Genomic DNA, 20,454 nt, shown 5'->3' with positions numbered 1-20,454 from the left:
TCCGGTTGACGCGACTCGTTCAGGTCACGCGTGTGACCCTTCCGGGCGTCGGGAAGAGTCGGGCGCGTCACTTTCGCGCGCGCGACCGCCACGGATCCGCTTCAGATGACGCCCGCGACCCCTCCCAGCTCCGAGAAGGGGCACGCACGTCACACGAGCGGCGCCCGCCCGTCAGGCCGCGTGCAGGCGCAGGCGCGCGAAGAGGTCGCCGATGATGAGGCGCGTGTCGAGGTCCGTGCACGTGCGGTGGGCGGCGGCGTCCGGTGAGAAGCGGGCCGCAGCGTGCGGCAGTGCCGTGACGGCGAGAGGAACGCTGTCTCCGAGTGGCCAGACCGGATCCACATCGATCTGCGGCGGGAGCGGCAGCTCGAGGTACTTCTGCCAGAGCCAGCGCCCCACGGCGCCCGACGAGGTGAGGCCGTCCTCGAGCTCGGCGACCGAGATCGCCATCAGCCGGTAGGTCTCGAGCGGGAAGCGGTCGATCCGCAGATCCGCGTGTGAGAAGACGAACTCGGCGGCGGCCGGATCCGTGTCGCGGTTGTACTCGAACACGTCGGCGAGCGAGCCTCCCACCCACGCGAGCCGCACGCGAGGCGCGATCGACGGATCCGCGGCGAGCGCGTCGGCGACGTTCGTGAGGGGGCCGCCGCACACGAGCACGACGTCGCCGTGCGCGTGGACCGCATCGAGGATCGCCCGCGCCGCCCCGCTCTCACGCCCCGCCGGTTCGAATGCCGCGTCAGCGCCGCCGACAGCCGGCACACCGGCGTGATCGCCGATCAGATCGAGCAGCTCGCGCGCCCACGCGGCCCCCTGCGCGGCGGTTCCCATCGGATCCCCGAACACCGGGCTCGTGAACGAGCTCGTGACGAGCACGACGTCGTTCGCCGGCGACAGCGCGTGATGAGCGAGCGCGACGAGGCCATCGGGATCCCCCGCCCAGTCGTTGTCGACGACCACCGCGGCGCGGCGCTTCAGGCTCCAGGTCATGTCTTCTCCTTGTGTCTTCCGCCGCGCCGATGCGCTGTCCGTGCCTCGGAGCCTGCGTCGCCACTCGCCCCGCCCTGGTCCCGGGCGACCCCACCGCGCAACGCAGTCGATTCGGCGCCGTCGGGCCCGAACCCGGCCCCACCTCCGATCCACTGCACGGCGGGGGTCACGCGTGTCACGCGCCGAACGCGGCCGCGGGGCGGGCGGGCTCGGGGGCGAGGAAGCGGCAGGCGAACGTGTGCGTGCCCGACGCGACCTCGATCGGCGCGGATCCATCGGGCAGCCGGATCTCGGCCGTCGTCGACGGCGGAACCGTGACGTCGAGCGTGAAGTCCGCCCCATCCAGCGTCCAGTTCACCGCCGCGCGACCATAGGGCGTCTCGTGCGATGCCCGCGCCCACGTGAGGTGCGGCGACGGGAGCGGCGCGATCCGCTGGCGCCGGTAGCCCGGTGCGGCCGGCGCGAGGCCCGCGACGCGGCGGTGCAGGAAGTCGGCCACCGCGCCGAGCGCGTAGTGGTTGAAGCTCGTCATGTCGCCGGGGTTGATCGATCCATCGGGCAGGATCGAGTTCCAGCGCTCCCAGACGGTGGTCGCGCCCATCGTCACGGCGTACAGCCACGACGGGCACTCCTTCTGCATCAGCAGCTCCCAGGCCGTCGCACCGCCACCCGTGTCGGCCAGCGCGTCGGCGACGTGGGGCGTGCCGAGGAAGCCGGATCCGATCCGGTAGTCGTCGGCGACCACCTGCTGCGCGAGGAGGTCGCCCGCGTGCGCGAGCTGGGCCTCGTCGAGCAGCCCGAAGCGGATCCCCAGGGCGTACGCCGTCTGCGAGGGGAACGCCGCGCGGCCGGTCGGCGTGACGTACTCCTCGCGGAACCGCCGCGCGGCCCGATCGAAAAGCGCGCCGTACGTCTCCGCTGCCGCGATCTCGCCGAGCACGCGCGCCGCATCGCGCATGATGCGCGCCGTCTGAGCGAGGTATGCGACCGCGACGGGCTGCCACGGCAGACGCGCCGCCCAGGGCTGGTCGTCGGGGGCGGCCGCGTCGAGCCAGTCGCCGAGCGCGAATCCCCCCTCGAATGCGAGGTCGTCGCCGCCGCGCGCCGCGAAGCGGTCGGTCCAGGCCGTCATCGACGCCCACTGGCGCCGCAGGACGCCCGCATCGCCCGTGCGCTCGTAGAGCGTCCAGGGCACGATCGTCGCGGCGTCGCCCCAGCCGGCCTCGGCGTCAAGTGGCGGCAGGTCGTCGGACGCCGAGAAGCTCGGCACGTACAGGGGCACGTTGCCGTCGTCCGCCTGGTCGGCCTCGAGGTCGCGCAGCCAACCGCCGAGCATGCCCGACGTGTCGTAGAGGAACGCCGCGGTCGGGGCGAACACGGCGAGGTCGCCCGTCCAGCCGAGCCGCTCGTCGCGCTGCGGGCAGTCGGTCGGCACGTCGAGGAAGTTGCCGCGCATGCCCCACACGATGTTCTCGTGCAGGCGACCGAGGTCGGCGTCCGAGGCCTCGAACTCGCCAAGGCGTCGCATGTCGGTGTGCGTCACGACGGCAGTGAAGTCACCCGGGTCGATCTCACCGGGCCACCCTGTCACCTCGACGTACCGGAAGCCGTGGAACGTGAACTGCGGTTCGTAGACGAACGGGTCCCCGGCCGAGACGATCTCGTCGGTCGCGCGGGCGGCGCGCAGCGGGCGCGTGCCGAGCTCGCCGTCCTCGAGCACCTCGGCGTGGCGGAGAGTGACGACGGATCCGGAATCCATCGCCGGCACCCGGACGCGCACGCGGCCGACGAGATTCTGGCCGACGTCGAGGATCGTCCGGCCGGACGGCGTCGTGATGACCTCGACGACCGCGAGCTCCTCGATGCGGCGCACCGGCGGGCCGTCGGGATGCACAAGCGTCGCTGTGTCGAACGGCACGGACGTCGCCGCGCTCCAGTCCGCGTCGTCGAAGCCCGGCTCGTCCCAGCCGGCGATCTCGCGGCGCGCGTCATAGGTCTCGCCCATGTAGAGGTCGGCGCGGGTGACGGGTCCGAGAGTCGACCGCCAGGATCCGTCGGTTCCGCGCACCACGACGGAGCCGTCGGAGAGCGTCGCCTCGAGCTGGACGAGCGCGGCGGTCGTGTCGCCGTAGATCGCGCGCTTGCCGCCGAAGCCCAGGTAGCCGCGGAACCAGCCGTCGGCGAGATGCACGCCGATCGCGTTGGCGCCGGGATGGACGAGGTCCGTGACGTCCCATGTACGGAAGCGCAGGCGCTTCTCGTACGTCGACCAGCCGGGGTGGAGCACGTCGTCGCCGACGGTGGATCCGTTGAGGCTGAGCGTCATGACGCCGTGCGCCGTCGCGCGGATCCGCGCCGCGACGATGCCGGCGGGAAGCTCCACCTCGCCGCGCAGGAGCGCCGCGGGCTCGCCGCCCTCGCCCGGCTCCGGCAGCGCCGGCGTGACCATCTCGACCTCCCACAGGGCCGGGTCGAGCAGGCCCGCCTCGACGGCGAGCGGCGCGCTCCAGTCACTCGCGGATCCGTCGTCGCCCCAGACGCGCACCCGCACCTCGCGGCGCTCGCGGCTGGCGAGCGGGGCGAAGGGCCACGCGACGAGCACCTGCTCGACGGACTCGACGCGGCCGGTCGTCTCGTCACCCGACGCGATCTCGTACGCGGCCTGGTGCCAGCCCGCGGCCTCGGCGGATGTCACCCACGACAGGCGCGGGGCGGCCTCGCCGATGCCGATCGGCTCGATGTGGTGCTCAGCGGACAGGCGGTCGATGGCGATCATCGGGGGTCCTCTCGGAGGGGTCGGCGCTCCCAGGCGGAGAGCTCGGGGACGTCGAGGGCGAAGCGCGCCTCCAGCCACGACGACGCCTGCCGGAACCAGTCGGCCGCGCGGGAGTCGAGGTCGCCGCGGGAGCCGGCGCTCGCCTGCGTCGCGAGCGACAGGCCGTGGCGGCCCTGCTCGTACACGTGCAGCTCATACGGCACGCCGACGTCGGCGAGACGCGCCGCGAATCTCAGGCTGTGGCGAGCGGGGACGAGCGAGTCGGCGCCGGTCGCCCAGATGAACGACGGCGGAGTGCTCTCGTCGGCGAGGAGCGCCGGGCTCGCGGCGATGAGCGCGTCGTGGCCGGGCTCCGTCGTACCGAGGTAGGCGACAGCCGCGGCGCGACGGATCGCCTGCTCGACGGCACCCTGTTCGCGGGCGCGCTCGGCGACGTCGACGTAGTCGGTGATCGCGTAGCTCACGATGAGCGCGCCCGGCCGCAGCCCCTCGCCGACCGCGTCGGTGATGACCGGCTTGTCCCAGTGCGTGCCGTACATCGCGGCGTTGTGGCCGCCGGCCGAGAACCCGCACACGACGATGCGGGAGGGATCCACACGCCACTCCTCCGCCCGATCGCGGATCTCGCGCATCGCGAGACCCACGTCGACGAGCGGGTGCGGGAACTGCGAGCGCTCGCGCGGCTCGAGGTCCTGCATCGGATCCGCATCGCCGTACACCGAATAGCGCAGCACGAACGCGTGGTACCCGAGCGATGCGAAGGCGAGCGCGACGGGCTCGCCTTCGCGGTCGGAGCAGGTGAGGTACGCGCCGCCCGGCAGGATCAGCACGGCGGGCCGCGGGGACCCGTCGAGCATCTCCCCCGAGTCATCGAGCACATAGGTGGTCAGCGTGACGTCGTCGCGCCCGTCGCGCAGCGGGATCCGTTCGACCTTCATGTCACGAACGGTATCGGCGCACGGCGTCGGCGTAGACGCCGGCGCTGGGCTTCGGGGTGCGCTGGAACGTCTCGCGGTCGACCTCGACGAGTCCGAGCTTGGCTCCGTAGCCGAAGATCCACTCGAAGTTGTCCATCAGGGTCCAGTGGCAGTAGCCGAAGATCGGCGTGCCGCGGTCGACCTCGAGCGCGAGCTCGGCCAGCGCGGCGGGGATGAAGTCGGCGCGGACGGCGTCGTCGTCGGACTGGATCCCGTGCTCGCTCACGAGCACCGGCACCCCCGACACGTCGTGCGCGTAGCGCGCCGCACCCGCGACGGACGCGTGCGAGATGACGGTGCCCATGCCGTTGCGCGGGCCCTCGGGGAACACCTCGCCGTCGGGTCCGTGCCAGACGCGCTCGTAGTTCTGCACGCCGATGAAGTCATCGTTCCGGGCCTCGCGCAGCCAGAAGTCATAGACCTTCTCGCGCTTGGCGTCACGGCGCTCCTCGCCGCCCGCCATCGCGATCTCGTCGCCGATCGCGATCGAGATGCCCACGGGCAGGTCGGCGCGGCGGGCCTTGATCGCCTGCTTCCCTGCACGGTGCGCACGGAGGAAGCCGTCGCGCAGCAGCTCCTGATCGTCGGCGGGGATGATGTTCGCCGCGTAGTAGAAGTCGCTGCCGGCGTCCTTCGCCGCCTGCGCGAGCATCGCCTTCTTCTGCGTCTCGACCTCCGGCGGCATGTGTCCGAGCGACTGCAGCACCTGCTCGAGGTTCGGCTCGTTGAGGGTGATCCCCGCGCCGATCCGGTCGCCGATGCGCTCCATGACGCGGTCGCAGTGCGCCGCGAACAGGTCGGGCGCCTCGGGGCCGATCCAGGATCCCGACGCCGCGAACCAGTGCGGCGCCGCGAAGTGGCAGAACGTGATGAGGGGCGTGATGCCGCGCTCGAGCGCGCCGTCGACGACCTGCTCGTAGTGGTCGAGGGCGGCGGTGTCGATGGCGCCGCGCGTCGGCTCGATGCGCGCCCACTCGACGCTGAACCGGTAGGCGTTCAGCCCCATGTCGCGCACGATATCGAGGTCGGTCTCCCACATGTCGTAGGCGCGGCAGGCGGATCCGCTCGGCTCGCGGAACAGCGTGGGATCCGTGTGCTCAAGGGTCCAGATGTCGCTGTGGGAGTTGTCGCCCTCGTTCTGGTGGCCGGCGCTCGCGACGCCCCAGTAGAAGTCCTTGGGGAAGGTCATGTCTCTCCTTGAAGTGCCCTGCGCGCGGTCCGGCGCTTCTCCTGTGCCACGGGGTCGGGCACGGGAGACGACAGCAGCAGTCGCTGCGTGTAGGGATGCTGCGGATGGCTCGTGACGGCATCGCCGTCGCCGAACTCGACGATCTCGCCGCGGCGCATGACCGCGACGCGATGCGCCATCTCGCGCACGACGGCGAGGTCGTGCGAGACGAACAGGTAGGCGACGCCCGTGCGCTCCTGGATCTCGGTGAACAGCTCGAGCACGCGGGCCTGCGTCGACAGGTCGAGCGCCGAGACGGGTTCGTCGGCGACGATGAGCTTCGGATCGAGCGCGAGCGCGCGGGCGATCGCGACGCGCTGCCGCTGCCCGCCCGAGAAGTCGCGCGGACGCCGCTCGATCGTGTCGGACGGCAGCTGCACCACGTCGAGGAGCTCTCGCACGCGGGTCTGGGCGGCGGCTTTCGGCGTCCGGCGCGCGATGAGCGGCTCGGTGAGGATGTCGCCGATCGTCATGGTGGGATCCAGCGACGAGTACGGATCCTGGAACACGACCTGCAGGTCGCGCGTCAGCTCGCGGCGCCTCGCGGGCGTCGGGTGGCTGATGTCCTCGCCCGCGTAGGAGATCGTGCCGGACGTGACGGGCGCGAGCCCGAGGATCGCGCGGCCGATCGTCGATTTGCCCGATCCGGACTCGCCGACGAGCCCGACCGTCTCACCTGCGCGGATGTCGAGCGACACCCCCTGCACGGCGCGGAAGGGCTTCGCACGGAATCCGCGGCCGGGGTACTCGACGACGAGGTCGGCGATCTCGAGAAGGCTCATGAGGCCGTCCCCTCTCTCAGGCTCCCGCGCGGCTCGCCCCGAGGGACGGACGCGAACAGACGCTGGGTGTACTCGTGGCGCGGATCCGCGAACACGCTGCGGCACGGGCCGGTCTCGACGATCGCGCCGTGCTGCATCACCGAGACGTGGTCGCAGACGTCGGCGACGACGCCGAAGCTGTGGGTGACGATGAGGACCGACATGCCGATCGCCTCGCGGAGATCGCGCAGCAGATCCAGCACCTCGGCCTGCACCGTCACGTCGAGGGCCGTCGTGGGCTCGTCGGCGATGAGCAGGTCGGGCTCCGTCGCGACGGCCGCCGCGATGAGCACGCGCTGCGCCATGCCGCCCGAGAGCTGATGCGGATACGCGCGGAAGGTGCGCTCGGGATCCGGGATCCCGACCGTGGCGAGCAGGTCGAGGGCCTTCTTCTTCGCCTCGGCCTTCGACATGCCGTGGACGATGCGGAGCGGATCCGTGAACTGGTCGCCGACCGTGAAGGCGGGGTCCAGGTTCGACATCGGCTCCTGCGGCACGTACGCGATGCGCGATCCGCGCAGCCGGTTCATGTCGCGGGGCGAGAGCGATGCGACGTCCTGCCCGTCGAAGCGGATGGATCCGTGCACCACCCGACCGCCCGTCGCGAGCAGCCCGAGCACGGCGAACGCCGTCTGCGACTTACCGGATCCCGATTCGCCGATGAGGCCGTGCACCTCGCCGCGGCGCACCGTGAGGTTCGCATCGTGGACCACGGTCTTCCAGCCCTCGTCGCCCGGGTAGGCGACGGCGAGATCCGCGATCTCGAGGATCGGATCCCCCTGGCCGTCGTCGTGGGCGATCGCCTTCTCGGGCGCGCGCTCGGCGTGCCAGGCCGTGCGGGCGCCCTTCGCGGATCCATGCGATCCCTCGAGCTCGTCGCGCAGGGCCGTGCCGAGCAGGACGAGCGCGATCATCGTGAGTCCGAGAGCGAGGGCGGGCCAGAGCACGAGCTGGGGCGCCCGGGTCAGCTGATAGAAGCCCTCGCTGAGCATCTGACCCCAGGTCGGGGTGTCGGGCGAGCCGAGGCCGAGGAAGTCGAGCGCGGCCATCATGCCGATGCCGCCCGCGATGATGCCGGAGGTGAGGAGGATGATCGGGGCGCGCACGGCCGTCAGCACGTGGCGGCCGATGATGGCCGGAGTCGTGAGCCCGCTCGTGCGCGCCGCGTCGATGAACAGCTCGTTGCGCACGGCCCGCACGGAGTTGTAGACGACGCGGTAGTAGGTGGGCGAGATGATCGCGCCGAACAGCGCCATCGTCAGCCACATGGATGGGCCGAACGCGGCGCGCGCCGCGAGCAGGACGACCATGCCCGGCAGCGACATCGTGAGCGACGTCAGCCAGGACGCGGCGGTGTCGGTCCACCCGCTGAAGTAGCCGGCGATGAGACCGCCCGTCACGCCGATCACGGCCGCGACGATCGCGACGACGAGGCCGCCGGCGAGCGAGTAGGTCGTGCCGATGATGAGCCGCGACAGCACGTCGCGGCCCGCGCTGTCGGTGCCGAGCGGGTGACCGTCTCCGGGAGGGCCGAACACGTTCTGCACGTCGGTGGCGGTGGGATCCATCGGGACGAGCCACGGCGCGGCGACCGCCACGACCGCGACGAGCGCGAGGAAGAGGATCGAGGGCGCGCCCAGCGGGTGGCGCACGAGGCGCGCGAAGACGTGATCGCGGCCGCCCCTGCGGGCGATCGTGGTGACGAGGGTCGTCGTCATGACAGCCTCACCTTCGGGTTGATGACGCCCTGCAGCAGGTCGACGAGGAGGTTCACGACGATGACCATCGCGCCCATGACGAGGACGATGCCCATGACGAGCGGCACGTCGCCCTGCATCGTGCTCGTGAGGGCGATGGGGCCGAGGCCCGGGATCGAGAAGACCTGCTCGACGACGACGGACGCCGACAGGATGATGACGAACTGCAGACCGAGCACGCTGAGCGCGGGCCCTCCCGCATTGCGCAGGACGTAGCGGTACACGACGCGGTTCTCCGGCAGTCCGCGGCTGCGCAGCGTGCGCACGTGATCACGACCGAGCACGTCGAGCACGGATCCGCGCACCTGCTGCGCCACGCCGCCGACGGACCCGAGGGCGAGCGCGAGGATCGGCAGGGTGATCGACTGCAGCCACCCCGTGACGGAGTCGCCGATCGGCGTGTAGCCCGTCGCCGGGAACCAGCCCAGTCGCACCGCGAACAGCAGCACGAGGCCGACGGCGATGAGGAACCCGGGGATCGCCTGGCCGAGCACCGCGAGGATCTGCACGACGCGGTCGAGGGCGCCACGACGCGTGGCGGCGACGACGCCCAGGATCACGCCGAAGACGCCCGTGAGCAGCACGGATCCGATCGCGAGTGTGACGGTGACGCCCGTGCGTCCGAAGACCGTCGCGCCGACGGGCTGGCCGGTGAACCACGACCGGCCCATGTCATCTGCGAAGACCGACCCGGCCCAGATCGCGAACTGCTCGAGCAGGGGACGATCGAGGCCGAAGCGCTCCTCGATGAGCGCGACCTGCTCGGGTCCGGCGGTCTGCCCGGCGATCTGCTGGGCGATGTCGGCGGTGCCCATCCGGAGCAGGAAGTACGCCAGCACCGCCAGCGCGATCAGCAGCACCGCGCCGGACGCGATCCGCTGGAGGAGGAATCTCAGCATGTCTCAGCCTTCGTCGGAGGAGGTGGGGCGCAGATCGCGCCCCACCTGCCGGTCGATCACTCGGGAAGGATGTCCCAGAGGTTCGGCACGGCCTCGCCGACCTTCTGCGTGGCCGTGGTGCCCTCACCCGTGACGATCACGCCGTCGACGCGGTAGATCGGGGCGAACCAGGCCTGCTCGACGAGGTGCTCGTTCAGCTCCTGCGCCGCCGCATCGGCGTCGTCCCCGCCGTGGCGCATGCGCTCGGCGAGCTCCTCGACGGTCGGGTCGACGACGTGCTGAACATTCCACGCCGCGTCCGGGGCGACCGCCAGCTGATACGTCTGCCAGGCCAGGGGCTCCTGATTGAGGCCGAACTGGAACGCGCCCCATTTGCCGCCGAGCAGATCGCCGATGAAGGTGGATCCGACCTGGTCGGCGACCATCTCGATGTTCGACTCCGCGAGCATGTCCGAGACGAGCTCGTAGTCGGACGCCGGGGTGAAGCTCGTCTGCGGCTGCACGATCTCGACGCCGTCCGGGTAGCCGGCCTCGGCGAGCAGCTCCTTCGCCTTCTCGGGGTCGTACGGGTAGCGGTCCTCGAGGGACTCGTCGTAGGCGGCGGTCTCGATGCCGAAGATCTGCGTCGTCGGCTCGCCGTGACCGCTCTCGATCGCCTCGAGCAGCGCCTCGCGGTCGAGCGCGTAGTTGAACGCCTGCCGCACCTTCACCTCGCCGAGCGCCTCATTCACGGTTCCCTCGCGGTCGGAGAGGATGAAGCCCTTCCAGTTCACCGGGGCGTGATGGGCCGTGTACCCAGCCGCCTCGGCGTCGGGCAGCTGCGAGACGCTGTTCAGGTTCGAGTAGTCGACCTGGTTGTCGCGCAGGGCGTTCTGCGTCGCCGTCGCGTCGGCGTAGAAGTTGATGGTGATCGCGTCGTAGTGCTGGACGGACTCGTCCCAGTAGTCCTCACGCGCCGTGAGCTCGTAGCGGGATCCGGGAATCGACGCGTCGAGGTCGAGCACGTACGGACCGGACCCGACGGGCGTGGTCGCCGGGTCGGCTGCCGACGGGGATCCGACGACGCCCGCGTTCTGCGTGAGATAGGCCTCGAGCGCGGGATTCGGCTGCGAGAGGCGGATCTCGACCGTGTTCTCGTCGGCGGCCTCGACCGATTCGACGTCCGAGAGGTACCCCGCGTTGGGAGCGGCCCCATCGCGGTAGGCGAGGACGCTCTCGGCGGCCGCCTCGGCCGTGAGCTCCTCGCCGTCCGAGAACGTGACGCCGTCGCGCAGGTCGAGCGTCAGCGTCGTGCGGCTGTCGTCGTACTCCCACGTCTCGGCCAGCCCGGGCTCGATCTCGCCGTCGGCGCTCATGCGCAGCAGCGTGTCGTAGACCGACTGGAAGTACAGGGCCTCGTTGCCCCACGCCCCCTCGCCGGGATCCCACGTCGTGACGTCGACGACCGCGCCGATGCGCAGGCTGCCGCCCTCCGTGGATCCGCCGGCTGTCGACCCGCCGCCCGTGGATCCGCCGGAGCAGGCCGTCAGTGCGAGTGCCGCGGCGGCTCCCACCGCGACTGCTGTGATCCGTCGACGCATGTGCGCCACCTCTTTCGCCGTTGAAGAGCGCCCGGGGATCCGAGCTGCCGTGACGCTAACACTGAAAATGTAGAGACGTCAATGTTTTCAATTTCGAGGATGTGTAACAATTTCACGTGAACCCTGCTAGCGTCGATCCCCATGGCAGGCTCAACGGTCGAGTACCGCCGAGGCGAGTACCGAAAATCCGCCGCCCGACGAGAGCAGATCCTCGAGGCGGCCTTCGCGGTGTTCTCCGAGCTCGGGTACACGGCCGGCTCGGTCAGCGAGATCGCCCGGCGCGTCGGCATGACGCAGACGGGGGTCCTCCACCACTTCAAGGGCGGCAAGACGGCGCTGCTGCAAGCCGTGCTCGACCGGCGCGACGAGCAGGCCCAGGCCATCATCGCCGGCAAGCGCGGCGCCGACTTCCTGCGCGCGCTGCCGGAGATCACGACGACGCAGCTCGACAAGCGCGGAATGATCCAGGCCTATCGCATGCTCTCCACGGAGGCCCTGAACCCCGACCACCCGGCGCACGCGCACTTCCAAGCGCGGCAGCGGCTCGTCCTCGACGGCCTCGAGAAGGCGTTCCGCGAGGCGATCGAAGACGGCGACGCCCCGAGCGACCTCGACCCGCACGCGGCATCACTGTCGTGCCTGGCGATGACCGAGGGCCTCGAGGTGCTGTGGCTCACCGGCTTCGACGTCGACATGGTCGCGGAGTCGCGTCAGCACATCCAGCAGTTCGTGACCGCGCCGCTCTAGGGGATTCGCGGCGCGGGAGCGCTCACCCCCAGACGGAACGGGCGCCGGCCTCGCCGATGAGCACGACCAGGGCGGTGCTCCCGACGGCGACGACGATCGCGGCCGCGGCGAGCGCGACCGTGAGCGCCCGATGGGATGCCGGGGGCTTCTTCCCCTGAAGCGGCGTGGGGCGCCAGCGGAACCACGCCCACTGCAGCGCCGCGACGACGGCGAGCGCGATGGCCCATGGCGGGAGCATCCGGGCGAGATCCTCGTGCACGAGGACCGAGGGCACCGGGCCCACCTCCTGCTTGAGCGTCTCGCCCGACAGCAGCGTGATCGGCGTGAGCACGAGCACCAGCAGCGCCAGCGCGGGGGTCACGAGACCGAGGCGCCGGCGCGCCGCCGGCCAGAGCGTTCCCACGACGAGCGCGAGCGCGGCGAGCGGCAGCAGCACGACGACGGCGTGGACGATGAGGGGATGCAGCGGCAGCCCCATGACGTCGAACTCATTCAGGTCCATACTCAGGACACGAGCCAGAACTCGTGCGAGTTCAGATGAACCCGGGCGCGGGCTGTCTCGTGTCACCCCGGGAGGTGGCAGATGGCCGACGACGACGCGGAGCGCCTGGGCGCGCTCTTCGACGCGCACGCGGCCCCCGTGCGCCGATACGTCGTGCACCTCACGGGCGACGTCTCGGGCGCCGACGACGTCGTCCAGGAGACCCTGCTGCGCGCGTGGCGCACACCGCGGATCCTCGCTGAGGATCCGTCATCTGTCCGCTCGTGGATGTTCACGGTCGCGCGACACCTCGTCGTCGACGAGGCGCGCAGCGCGCACAGCCGCCACGAGAACGCCGTCGCGGATCCGCCGGACTCCGCCGCTCGCGACGCCACCGACGCCGTGTTCGACGCGATCCTCATCGAGGAGGCCCTGCGATCACTGAGCGACGCGCACCGCGACGTCGTGGTCCGAGCCTACTACGGCGGGTGCACCGTCGCCGAGATCGCGACGGAGATCGACGTGCCCGTCGGCACCGTCAAGTCGCGGCTGCACTACGGACTGCGCGCGCTGCGCCTCGCACTGCAGGAGAAGGGAGTGACGCGATGACGCACGAACAGGTCGCCGAATGGGATGCCGCGTACATCCTCGGAGCGCTGAGCCCAGCCGACCGCGCGCTCTTCGAGGCGCACCTCGAGGAGTGCGCCGCCTGCCGCGCGTCGGTCGCCGAGCTCGCCCCCCTCCCCGGCCTGCTCTCGCGCGTCCCCCGCGAGAGGGCGGAGGCTCGGGAACCGGATACCGCGGCGGAGGACGACGCCGAGGCCCGCGCGCGGGTCATCGACCTCGCGAGCGCGCGCACCCGACGCCGTCGCCGGCTCGTGTGGGGCGTCTCGAGCGCGGCGGCGGTCATCGTGCTCGCGGCCGTCGTCGTGATCCCCCTGCTGACTCCCGATGATCCGCCGGGCGAGACGCTCGCCCTCGACGCGGTCGTGGACGTGCCCGTGTCGGCGTCCGTCGATCTCGTCGACGTGCCGTGGGGCACGCGCATCGACATGACGTGCCGGTACGACGCCGTCGCGGGCGCCCCCGGCGACGGGTGGGGATACGCCCTCGTCGTGGTCGCAGACGACGGCACCGAGAGCGAGCTGTCGACGTGGCGCGCATACGCCGGATCCACGGCGGAGCTCAGCGCGGGGACCGAGCTCGCTCCCGAGGAGATCGCCGCGATCGAGGTGCGGTCGATAGAGAACGGCGCCGTGCTGCTGCAGGGCGACCTCACGGATTCCGACGCCCGGTGAACCTTCGGGCCGGGCGCCTCGTGTTCCCCACAGCGGACCAACGAGGTCCTCGATGAGGAGGAACATCATGCTGTCCACCACACGAGCAGCCGTCACGGGCGCCGCGATCGCGCTGGTGCTCGGCTTCGCCGGCTGCGGCGACGCCTCCAGCACGCCGGGCGGCGGCTACGGCGCGCCCGCCGAGGAGGAGCCCATGAAGGAGGAGCCCATGGACGACCCGCAGATGACGGCGCTCTCCACCGCGGATTCCGAGCTCGGCGAGATCGTCGTCGACGGCGAGGGGCTCACCGTGTACATGTTCGACGACGACGAGCAGGGCTCGGGCGAGAGCACGTGCGCCGGCGACTGCCTCGCGAACTGGCCGCCCGTGACGACCGACCAGGACACGGCGGAGATCGAGGCCACCGGCGTCACGGCGGAGGTCGGCACAATCACGGGCACCGACGGATCCACCCAGCTCACCCTCGACGGCTGGCCGCTCTACTACTTCGCGGGCGACGCCGAGCCCGGTGACGTCACGGGCCAGGCCGTGGGCGGGATCTGGTGGGTGATGGCACCCGACGGCGCCGTGATCCGGGAGTGAGCCGCGCCGCCGCAACGCAACGCAGTCAATCGGTTCGATGTAGGCGGGTTGGAGGGCCGTTCGGCTCCTCGAAGCCCTGGATCGACTGCGTTGTGTTGCGGGACGCCGCGTGCCCGGGCGCGGTCCGGCGCCGAGTGAGGACGGTATCGAGGTGCGGCCCGGCGCCGGGTGAGGCCGGCGTCCCGAACATGACGCAGTCAGAATGTCCCCCAGAAGGCGGATGAGCGCCAGTCAACGCCGCTTCCGGCGCAACCTGACTGCGTCCTGTCGGCGGGGACCGCGAGCGAGCAGACCGGCCAGCGCGTCGCGGAGGAGATGAGGCTCCCAGCTGAGGTGGTTCGCCGTCGGGCGCAGGGTCGAATACCCCAGCTGGGCGGCCGCGAGATCGCGACGCCGGTCGCGCTCCTGCGCCTCCCACCCGCCGTGGAAAGCATGACTGTCGCATTCCACGATGATCCACCCGTCCACTAGAAGATCCACGCGGCCCACGTTCGGGATCTCGACCTGCAGCTCGACGCTGAGGCCGAACGTGCGACAGATCAGTCGCGCGAAGGTCTCGGACCCCGCCTCGGCCCGCCCGTCGATGGCAGCGCGCATCGAACGGCGGCGCGGCGGGATCGTCTCGAAGACGGCGTCGAGGTCCTGCTCCGAGATGAATCCTGTGTTGAGGGCCGAGTCCAGCGTCGCGATCGCGGGGCGCACCGGCTGGCAGATGAGGGCCTGGGCGACGGCGCGCACGGGATCCGCGAACAGGGCGTCGGCATCCGACGGATCATCTCGCCAGTGGATGACGACGCGGTGCGCGGTGCCGTCGAGCTTCACCCTTCGTGACCCGGGGGACCTCAGCCGCGAACGATGGCGTGGGATCTGAACGTGCAGCGCCTCCTCCGCGGCCAGGACATAGACCCCGCTCGTGCGCAGCAGCGACACGCAGTCGAGCCTGCCGCCGACCCGCGCCGCCTGGAGCACTCGATCGGAGAGATCGCCCTGGACGTACACATCGCGTCGCGCGTGGAAGAGCTGCCCGGCGCCGACGCCGGCCCGGATGGACTCGCGCGTCATCCCTTCGGCTCTCAGGTCCTGATACGACGCGCTGCGGGGCGACTCGATCCTGGTCATACCCGGCAAGCGTGCTCGGTTTCGCACGCCGGCGTCGGGACAGAACCCCTGATTGTGGACAAATCGGCCGCATTCCGTGATTGTGAACACGCTGACCCGCCGTCATGACGCAGTCAATCCACCGCCGAAACAGCGAAAACAGGCTCCAGCACCCCCAACTCGCCAGAATCGACTGCGTCATGTTGCGGGAGTGCCGCCGACGACGTCGCGGCTCGTCGAGCAGTCGGCGAAGCTCAGGCATGCGGATCACGGCACGGCCTCGCACGACGACCGGATCGATACGCCCGTCGTGACGAGCGAGCACGTCGCGGAACCTCTCGGCCCCTGCCTGGGTGCCCACCTACGTCACCCTTGGGCAGACGACACAACGCAGTCGATCCGAGGCCGGAACGGCCCGATCGCGGGGACTCGGGCGCGATCCGCTCGGATCGACTGCGTTGTGTTGACGGGGACGCGTCAGCGCGCGACGAGCTCGCTCGCTCCGCCGGCGACGACGGGGACCTCGTAGCGACGCGGGTTGCCGAAGCGGTGGGCCGTGATGGACACCGCCTGCTCGCGCACGAAGGGGAGCATCTCGACGCGACCCGCCGAGGTCACATCATTGCGGTAGATCGCGATGTTGGGCTCGCCCTCCGTCGCCTCGATGATCGGCTCCGCGGGAGCGCCGACCAGACGGATGCGCGCACCCGTGTCGGTGTACGACGCCGCGCGGGCGGCCCAGGCGGACGCATCCTCGATGTGCACGGACACGGCGACCTCGGCGAGGTACTCGCGCACCTCGCGCGGCAGGCGCTCGACCGTCGACACCATGATCGGAGCGCCGATGCGCACGCCGGCCGCGACGACGCGCACGAGCTCCGCGACGCGGTCGCCCTCGAAGCGCACAGTGACCGCGGTCGGCACGTAACGGAGCACGTTCTGCTCGAGCTCGAGGCCCTGCACGTCGCGTGCGACGCCGAACTCGTCGTTCCAGGCCGCGATGTCGGTGCTGAGCGCCCCCTCGAGCCACGCCTGGTCCGTCGCGGGCACGGCCTTGATCGCGCGGCGCGTCGCCGCGTCGGCGAGGTGCCCCGTCGCGACGGGCGCGTCGGTCCACGTGCCGAGGCCGAACAGGTAGCTCGGCCCGCCGGCCTTGGTGCCGGCGCCGACCGCCGACTTCTTCCAGCCGCCGAAGGGCTGACGCTGCACGATGGCGCCCGTGATCACCCGGTTGATGTAGGCGTTGCCCGCCTGCACTGATCCGAGCCACTGCTGGATCTCGTCGACGTCGAGCGAGTGCAGACCCGAGGTGAGGCCGTACTCGACCGCGTTGACGATCTCGATCGCCTCCTCGAGCGTCTCGGCCGCGATGATGCCCGCGACCGGCCCGAAGTACTCGGTCATGTGGAACTCGGAACCTGGCTTCACGCCCTCGCGCAGACCCGGCGTCCAGAGCGCGTCGCCAAGCTGCTTCGGCTCGAGCAGCCACTTCTGGCCGGGCTCGAGCTCGGTCAGACCGCGCAGGAGCTTGTCCTCGGCAGGCGCGATGATCGGGCCGATCCGCGCTCCCTCGGTCCACGGCATGCCCACTTCGTAGCCGTCGATCGCGTCGAGCAGCTGGCGACGGAAACGCTCGCTCTTGGCGACGGATCCGACGAGGACGATGAGGGACGCGGCGGAGCACTTCTGGCCGGCGTGTCCGAACGCCGAGTACGCGGCGTCCTTTGCCGCGAGGTCGAAGTCGGCGCTCGGCGTGACGATGAGCGCGTTCTTCCCGCTCGTCTCGGCGAGGAGCGGCAGGTCGGGGCGGAACGAGCGGAACAGCTCGGCCGTCTCGTACGCGCCCGTGAGGATCGCCTGCTCGACCGACTCGTGCGACAGCAGCTGGGATCCCAGCTCGCGGCCCTCGAGCCGCACCAGCCGCAGGACATCGCGCGGCACCCCGGCCTCCCAGAGCGCCTCCGCGATCACGGCGCCCGTGCGGGCGGCCTGGCGGGCGGGCTTGAAGACGACGGCTGATCCGCTGGCGAGCGCCGCGAGGACGCCTCCGGCCGGGATCGCGGCCGGGAAGTTCCACGGCGGGATGACGGCCGTGACCTTCGCGGGTGCGTACTCGGCGCCGTCGACGGCGGGGAGCTTCTCGGCGCTCGCGGCGTAGTAGTGCGCGAAGTCGATCGCCTCGCTCACCTCGGGATCGCCCTGCTCGACGACCTTGCCGCACTCGGATCCCATGACCTCGAGCAGGTCGGCGCGACGCCGCTCCAGGATGTCGCCGGCGCGGTGGAGGATCTCCACGCGCTCGGCCAGCGGGCGGGCCGTCCAGGCGTCGGCCGCGGCACGGGCACCCTCGATGAGCGTCTCGAGCTCGGCGGACTCGCGGATCGTGTTCTCCTCGAGCGCCTGCACGCCGAGGTCGGATGCCTCCATGCGCGAGCGGATCCCTGCGGCCCAGTCGCGGTTCGCGGCCACGGCCGGATCCGTGTCGGGTGTGCCGTGGAACTCGCCGCGAGGCCCCTCGGGCTGCGGCTGCGCGCGGTCCATGACGCGGTTGGGCGTCGGCACCTCGGTCGGCATCATCTCGATCGAGGTGAGGAAGCGCTCCTTCTCGCGGAGGAACAGCTGCTCGTTGCGGTCGAGCTCGAACACGGCCGACATGAAGTTATCGGAGCTCGCGCCCTCTTCGAGGCGTCGGATGAGGTACGCGATCGCGACATCGAACTCGGCGGGGAGGACGACGGGCGTGTAGAGCAGCAGCTCGCCCACGTCGCGGCGCACGACCGCGGCCTGCTGCGTGGCCATGCCGAGCAGCATCTCGAACTCGACACCGGATCCCTTCTGGACCTGGATCCCGCGGCGCTCCGCGAGCAGCTTCGCGAGCGCGACGTCGAACAGATTGTGACCGGCGATGCCGATGTGCACGTTCGCGATGTGCTCGGGCGTGAGCGCGTAGTCGAGCACCTGCTTGTAGCCGGCGTCGGTGTGCTGCTTCGACGGCCACGTCGCCAGCGGCCAGTCGTGCGTCTCGGCGTCGACCTGCTCCATCGGCAGGTTCGCACCCTTCACGACGCGCACCTTGATGGGGGATCCGCCGCTCGCGACGCGCGTCGCCGCCCACTCCTGCAGGCGGATCATGGCCGCAAGGCTGTCGGGGAGGTAGGCCTGCAGCACGATGCCCGCGCGCACACCATGGAACTCCTCGCGGTCGAGGATCGTCTGGAAGACGTCGAGCGTCAGGTCGAGATCCTTGTACTCCTCCATGTCGAGGTTGAGGAAGGTGTCGTTGTCGCGCGCCGCGCGGTACACGGGCGCGAGCGCCTCGACCGCATGGGCGACGGCCTGCTCGTGCGCCCACAGGCTGTGCGGGGCCACGGTCGAGGAGACCTTGATCGAGATGTAGTCGACGTCGGCGCGCTCGATGAGGCGGATCGTGTTCGCGACGCGCTTGTCGGCCTCGCGCTGGCCGAGGATCGCCTCGCCGAGGAGGTTGACGTTGAGGCGCGTGCCGGGCTTGGCGATGTCGGCGAGCGCCGGGCCGAGCTTGTGCGGCGTCGCGTCGACGATGAGGTGACGCACCATCTCGCGCAGCACGCGGCGGGCGATGGGGACGACGATGCCGGGGAACGTCGTGGCCACGGCTCCGCCGAGGCGCACGAGGCCCCGCAGCGGAAGGGGGAGGAACTTCGGGACGTCGTGGCTGACGCGCTGGAAGTTGCGCGCCGCGACCGCGTTGTCCTCGGGCTGGATGACGCCGTCGACGAATCCGACGGCGAAGTCGAGGCCCTTTGGGTCACTGAGCACGCCGGCGAGGTTCTTCGCGGCGGCGTCGCTCTTCTCGTGACGTGCGTCCTCGAGCCACGTGCGCACCTGCGCGATGGCCTGGTCGGCGAGGGCGACGTCGATCCCGGTATGGATGGCGGCGCCTGCTGTGTCAGTGGCCTGGAACGGCGTGTGGTTTCGCGGCTCGATGGTCATGAAGTTCACCTCTTTCGGGTCTCGGTCTCCCCATCGTGCGTGCTCTCGACCTTGAGGTAAAGCACACAGTTTCGAAGGGATCCATTCGACAACTTCGAACGTTTGCGACCAGGTGCTACGGGAGCGACCGTACGGCGCCTCTGGCGACGCACGGAGCCTCCCCCGGCGCCCCGTCACTGCGAACGCCGTCACCCCATGGTGCGTCCCGGAATCGCAGGGAAACACCCCGTGAACTCGAACAGATCCGTTCGCTACTGTCGAAGCATGAGCACGGGCTGGAGCACCCACCGTCTGCTCCTCCTGCGGGAGTTGCAGCTGCGCGGCACCATCACAGCCGTCGCAACGGCGCTGAGCTACTCCCCGTCGACCGTCTCCCAGCAGCTCGCGCAGCTCGAGCGCGAAGTCGGCGCGCCCCTCCTGCAGGCCGACGGGCGCCGTGTGAGGCTCACCGCGCAGGGCGAGACCGTCGCCGCCCACGCCTCGCAGATCCTCGCTCTCGAAGAGCACGCACGCGCCGAGATCGACATCGACAACCCCATGCCGGCGCCCGTGCGCATCGCCGCGCTGCAGACGTCGGCCCGCGCCCTCCTCCCCCGCATGCTCGACATGCTCGCCGTCACCCACCCCGGCATGCGCGTCGAGGCCTGGGTGCTGCCGCCCGAGGAGGGCCTGTTCGAGGTGGAGGCCCGCGGCTTCGACCTCGTCATCGCCGAGCAGTACCCCGGGCACACCCGCGAGCGCCGTGCCGGCCTCGACCGCGTGACGCTCGGGCACGACCCGATCCGCCTCGCCGTCAGTCCGGACTCCCCCGTCCGCTCCCTGAGCGACGCGCACGACGTCCCATGGGTGATGGAGCCCATCGGCACCGCCGTGCGCACCTGGTCGGTGCAGCAGTGCCGCCACGCCGGGTTCGAACCCGACGTGCGCTACAGCGCCGCCGACCTCCTCGCGCAGGTGCGCCTCATCTCATCCGGGCATGCCGTCGGCCTCCTGCCCGAACTGCTCCTCGCCGGAGATGAGAGCCCCGTGCGCCTCATCGACCTGCCCGGATCCGCCAGCCGCGAGATCTTCACCGCCGCACGCGAGTCCTCACGCGATTCCAAAGGCATCATCGCCGTGCGCGACGCCCTCGCCCAGGCGTTCCACGACGCGACCGCCGTGTTCGAGGATCCGCACGCCATGCCGCACATCGATTGAAGCCTGACCGCCAGAAGGGCGGCCAGTTTCAAAATTCCTTCTGGGCGGAT

General features: G+C 70.9%; 16 protein-coding genes. 5 read left to right on the top strand and 11 right to left on the bottom strand.

What is annotated here, in order from left to right:
• Positions 1-171: 171 nt before the first annotated feature.
• The 8 genes from KOL93_RS02425 to KOL93_RS02390 all read right to left on the bottom strand — a co-directional run bounded on the left by KOL93_RS02425 (position 172) and on the right by KOL93_RS02390 (position 11,028).
• The gene (locus tag KOL93_RS02425; protein ID WP_221583701.1) at positions 172-990 is read right to left on the bottom strand and encodes a nucleoside hydrolase; all 819 of its coding nucleotides are present in this window, start codon (positions 988-990) and stop codon (positions 172-174) included.
• Positions 991-1,165: 175 nt separating this feature from the next.
• Complete coding sequence (locus tag KOL93_RS02420) at positions 1,166-3,766, bottom strand: glycoside hydrolase family 78 protein (RefSeq protein ID WP_221583700.1); 2,601 nt, start codon at positions 3,764-3,766, stop codon at positions 1,166-1,168.
• Positions 3,763-4,704 (bottom strand): alpha/beta hydrolase, encoded by a 942-nt coding sequence (locus tag KOL93_RS02415; protein WP_221583699.1) that lies wholly within the window; start codon positions 4,702-4,704, stop codon positions 3,763-3,765. Before KOL93_RS02415 ends, KOL93_RS02420 begins: the two co-directional genes overlap by 4 nt.
• Before the next feature lies 1 nt (position 4,705).
• A complete protein-coding gene (locus tag KOL93_RS02410) occupies positions 4,706-5,932 on the bottom strand; it encodes a family 1 glycosylhydrolase (RefSeq protein ID WP_221583698.1) in 1,227 nt (408 codons plus the stop codon).
• Positions 5,929-6,753 (bottom strand): ATP-binding cassette domain-containing protein, encoded by an 825-nt coding sequence (locus KOL93_RS02405; protein WP_221583697.1) that lies wholly within the window; start codon positions 6,751-6,753, stop codon positions 5,929-5,931. Before KOL93_RS02405 ends, KOL93_RS02410 begins: the two co-directional genes overlap by 4 nt.
• On the bottom strand, positions 6,750-8,510 hold the full coding sequence (locus KOL93_RS02400; protein ID WP_221583696.1) for a dipeptide/oligopeptide/nickel ABC transporter permease/ATP-binding protein: 1,761 nt from the start codon (positions 8,508-8,510) through the stop codon (positions 6,750-6,752). The genes KOL93_RS02405 and KOL93_RS02400 overlap by 4 nt, the downstream gene beginning before the upstream one ends.
• Positions 8,507-9,448, bottom strand: coding sequence for an ABC transporter permease (locus KOL93_RS02395; RefSeq protein ID WP_221583695.1), 942 nt, complete (start codon positions 9,446-9,448; stop codon positions 8,507-8,509). The genes KOL93_RS02400 and KOL93_RS02395 overlap by 4 nt, the downstream gene beginning before the upstream one ends.
• 56 nt (positions 9,449-9,504) lie before the next feature.
• Positions 9,505-11,028 carry an ABC transporter substrate-binding protein gene (locus KOL93_RS02390; protein ID WP_221583694.1) on the bottom strand — a complete coding sequence of 508 codons (1,524 nt, stop codon included), beginning with the start codon at positions 11,026-11,028 and terminating at the stop codon, positions 9,505-9,507.
• 141 nt (positions 11,029-11,169) lie between these two features.
• Between KOL93_RS02390 and KOL93_RS02385 the strand changes: the two genes are divergently transcribed.
• On the top strand, positions 11,170-11,775 hold the full coding sequence (locus KOL93_RS02385) for a TetR/AcrR family transcriptional regulator (protein WP_221583693.1): 606 nt from the start codon (positions 11,170-11,172) through the stop codon (positions 11,773-11,775).
• 22 nt (positions 11,776-11,797) lie between these two features.
• Here the strand turns inward: KOL93_RS02385 and KOL93_RS02380 are convergent, their stop codons facing one another.
• Complete coding sequence (locus KOL93_RS02380) at positions 11,798-12,277, bottom strand: DUF2231 domain-containing protein (protein ID WP_221583692.1); 480 nt, start codon at positions 12,275-12,277, stop codon at positions 11,798-11,800.
• Between the two features lie 81 nt (positions 12,278-12,358).
• On the opposite strand from KOL93_RS02380, the gene KOL93_RS02375 reads away from it, so the two are divergent.
• The 3 genes from KOL93_RS02375 to KOL93_RS02365 all read left to right on the top strand — a co-directional run bounded on the left by KOL93_RS02375 (position 12,359) and on the right by KOL93_RS02365 (position 14,137).
• Positions 12,359-12,865 carry a sigma-70 family RNA polymerase sigma factor gene (locus KOL93_RS02375; RefSeq protein WP_221583691.1) on the top strand — a complete coding sequence of 169 codons (507 nt, stop codon included), beginning with the start codon at positions 12,359-12,361 and terminating at the stop codon, positions 12,863-12,865.
• The gene (locus KOL93_RS02370; protein ID WP_221583690.1) at positions 12,862-13,554 is read left to right on the top strand and encodes an anti-sigma factor family protein; all 693 of its coding nucleotides are present in this window, start codon (positions 12,862-12,864) and stop codon (positions 13,552-13,554) included. Before KOL93_RS02375 ends, KOL93_RS02370 begins: the two co-directional genes overlap by 4 nt.
• Before the next feature lie 67 nt (positions 13,555-13,621).
• Positions 13,622-14,137, top strand: coding sequence for a COG4315 family predicted lipoprotein (locus tag KOL93_RS02365; protein ID WP_260405835.1), 516 nt, complete (start codon positions 13,622-13,624; stop codon positions 14,135-14,137).
• A 231-nt stretch (positions 14,138-14,368) separates the two neighbouring features.
• On the opposite strand, the gene KOL93_RS02360 is transcribed toward KOL93_RS02365, so the two are convergent.
• Positions 14,369-15,256 carry a hypothetical protein gene (locus tag KOL93_RS02360; RefSeq protein WP_221583688.1) on the bottom strand — a complete coding sequence of 296 codons (888 nt, stop codon included), beginning with the start codon at positions 15,254-15,256 and terminating at the stop codon, positions 14,369-14,371.
• A gap of 456 nt (positions 15,257-15,712) precedes the next feature.
• Positions 15,713-19,207, bottom strand: a complete 3,495-nt coding sequence (locus KOL93_RS02355) for a bifunctional proline dehydrogenase/L-glutamate gamma-semialdehyde dehydrogenase (RefSeq protein WP_221583687.1) — start codon at positions 19,205-19,207, stop codon at positions 15,713-15,715.
• 264 nt (positions 19,208-19,471) lie between these two features.
• Between KOL93_RS02355 and KOL93_RS02350 the strand changes: the two genes are divergently transcribed.
• Positions 19,472-20,404 carry a LysR family transcriptional regulator gene (locus tag KOL93_RS02350; RefSeq protein WP_221583686.1) on the top strand — a complete coding sequence of 311 codons (933 nt, stop codon included), beginning with the start codon at positions 19,472-19,474 and terminating at the stop codon, positions 20,402-20,404.
• Positions 20,405-20,454 lie beyond the last annotated feature (50 nt).

The sequence above is a fragment of the Microbacterium salitolerans genome, assembly GCF_019720895.1.
Lineage (GTDB): Bacteria > Actinomycetota > Actinomycetes > Actinomycetales > Microbacteriaceae > Microbacterium.
The sequence above is the reverse complement of the archived record's forward strand: the minus strand, read 5'-3'. Positions and strand labels throughout refer to the sequence as shown.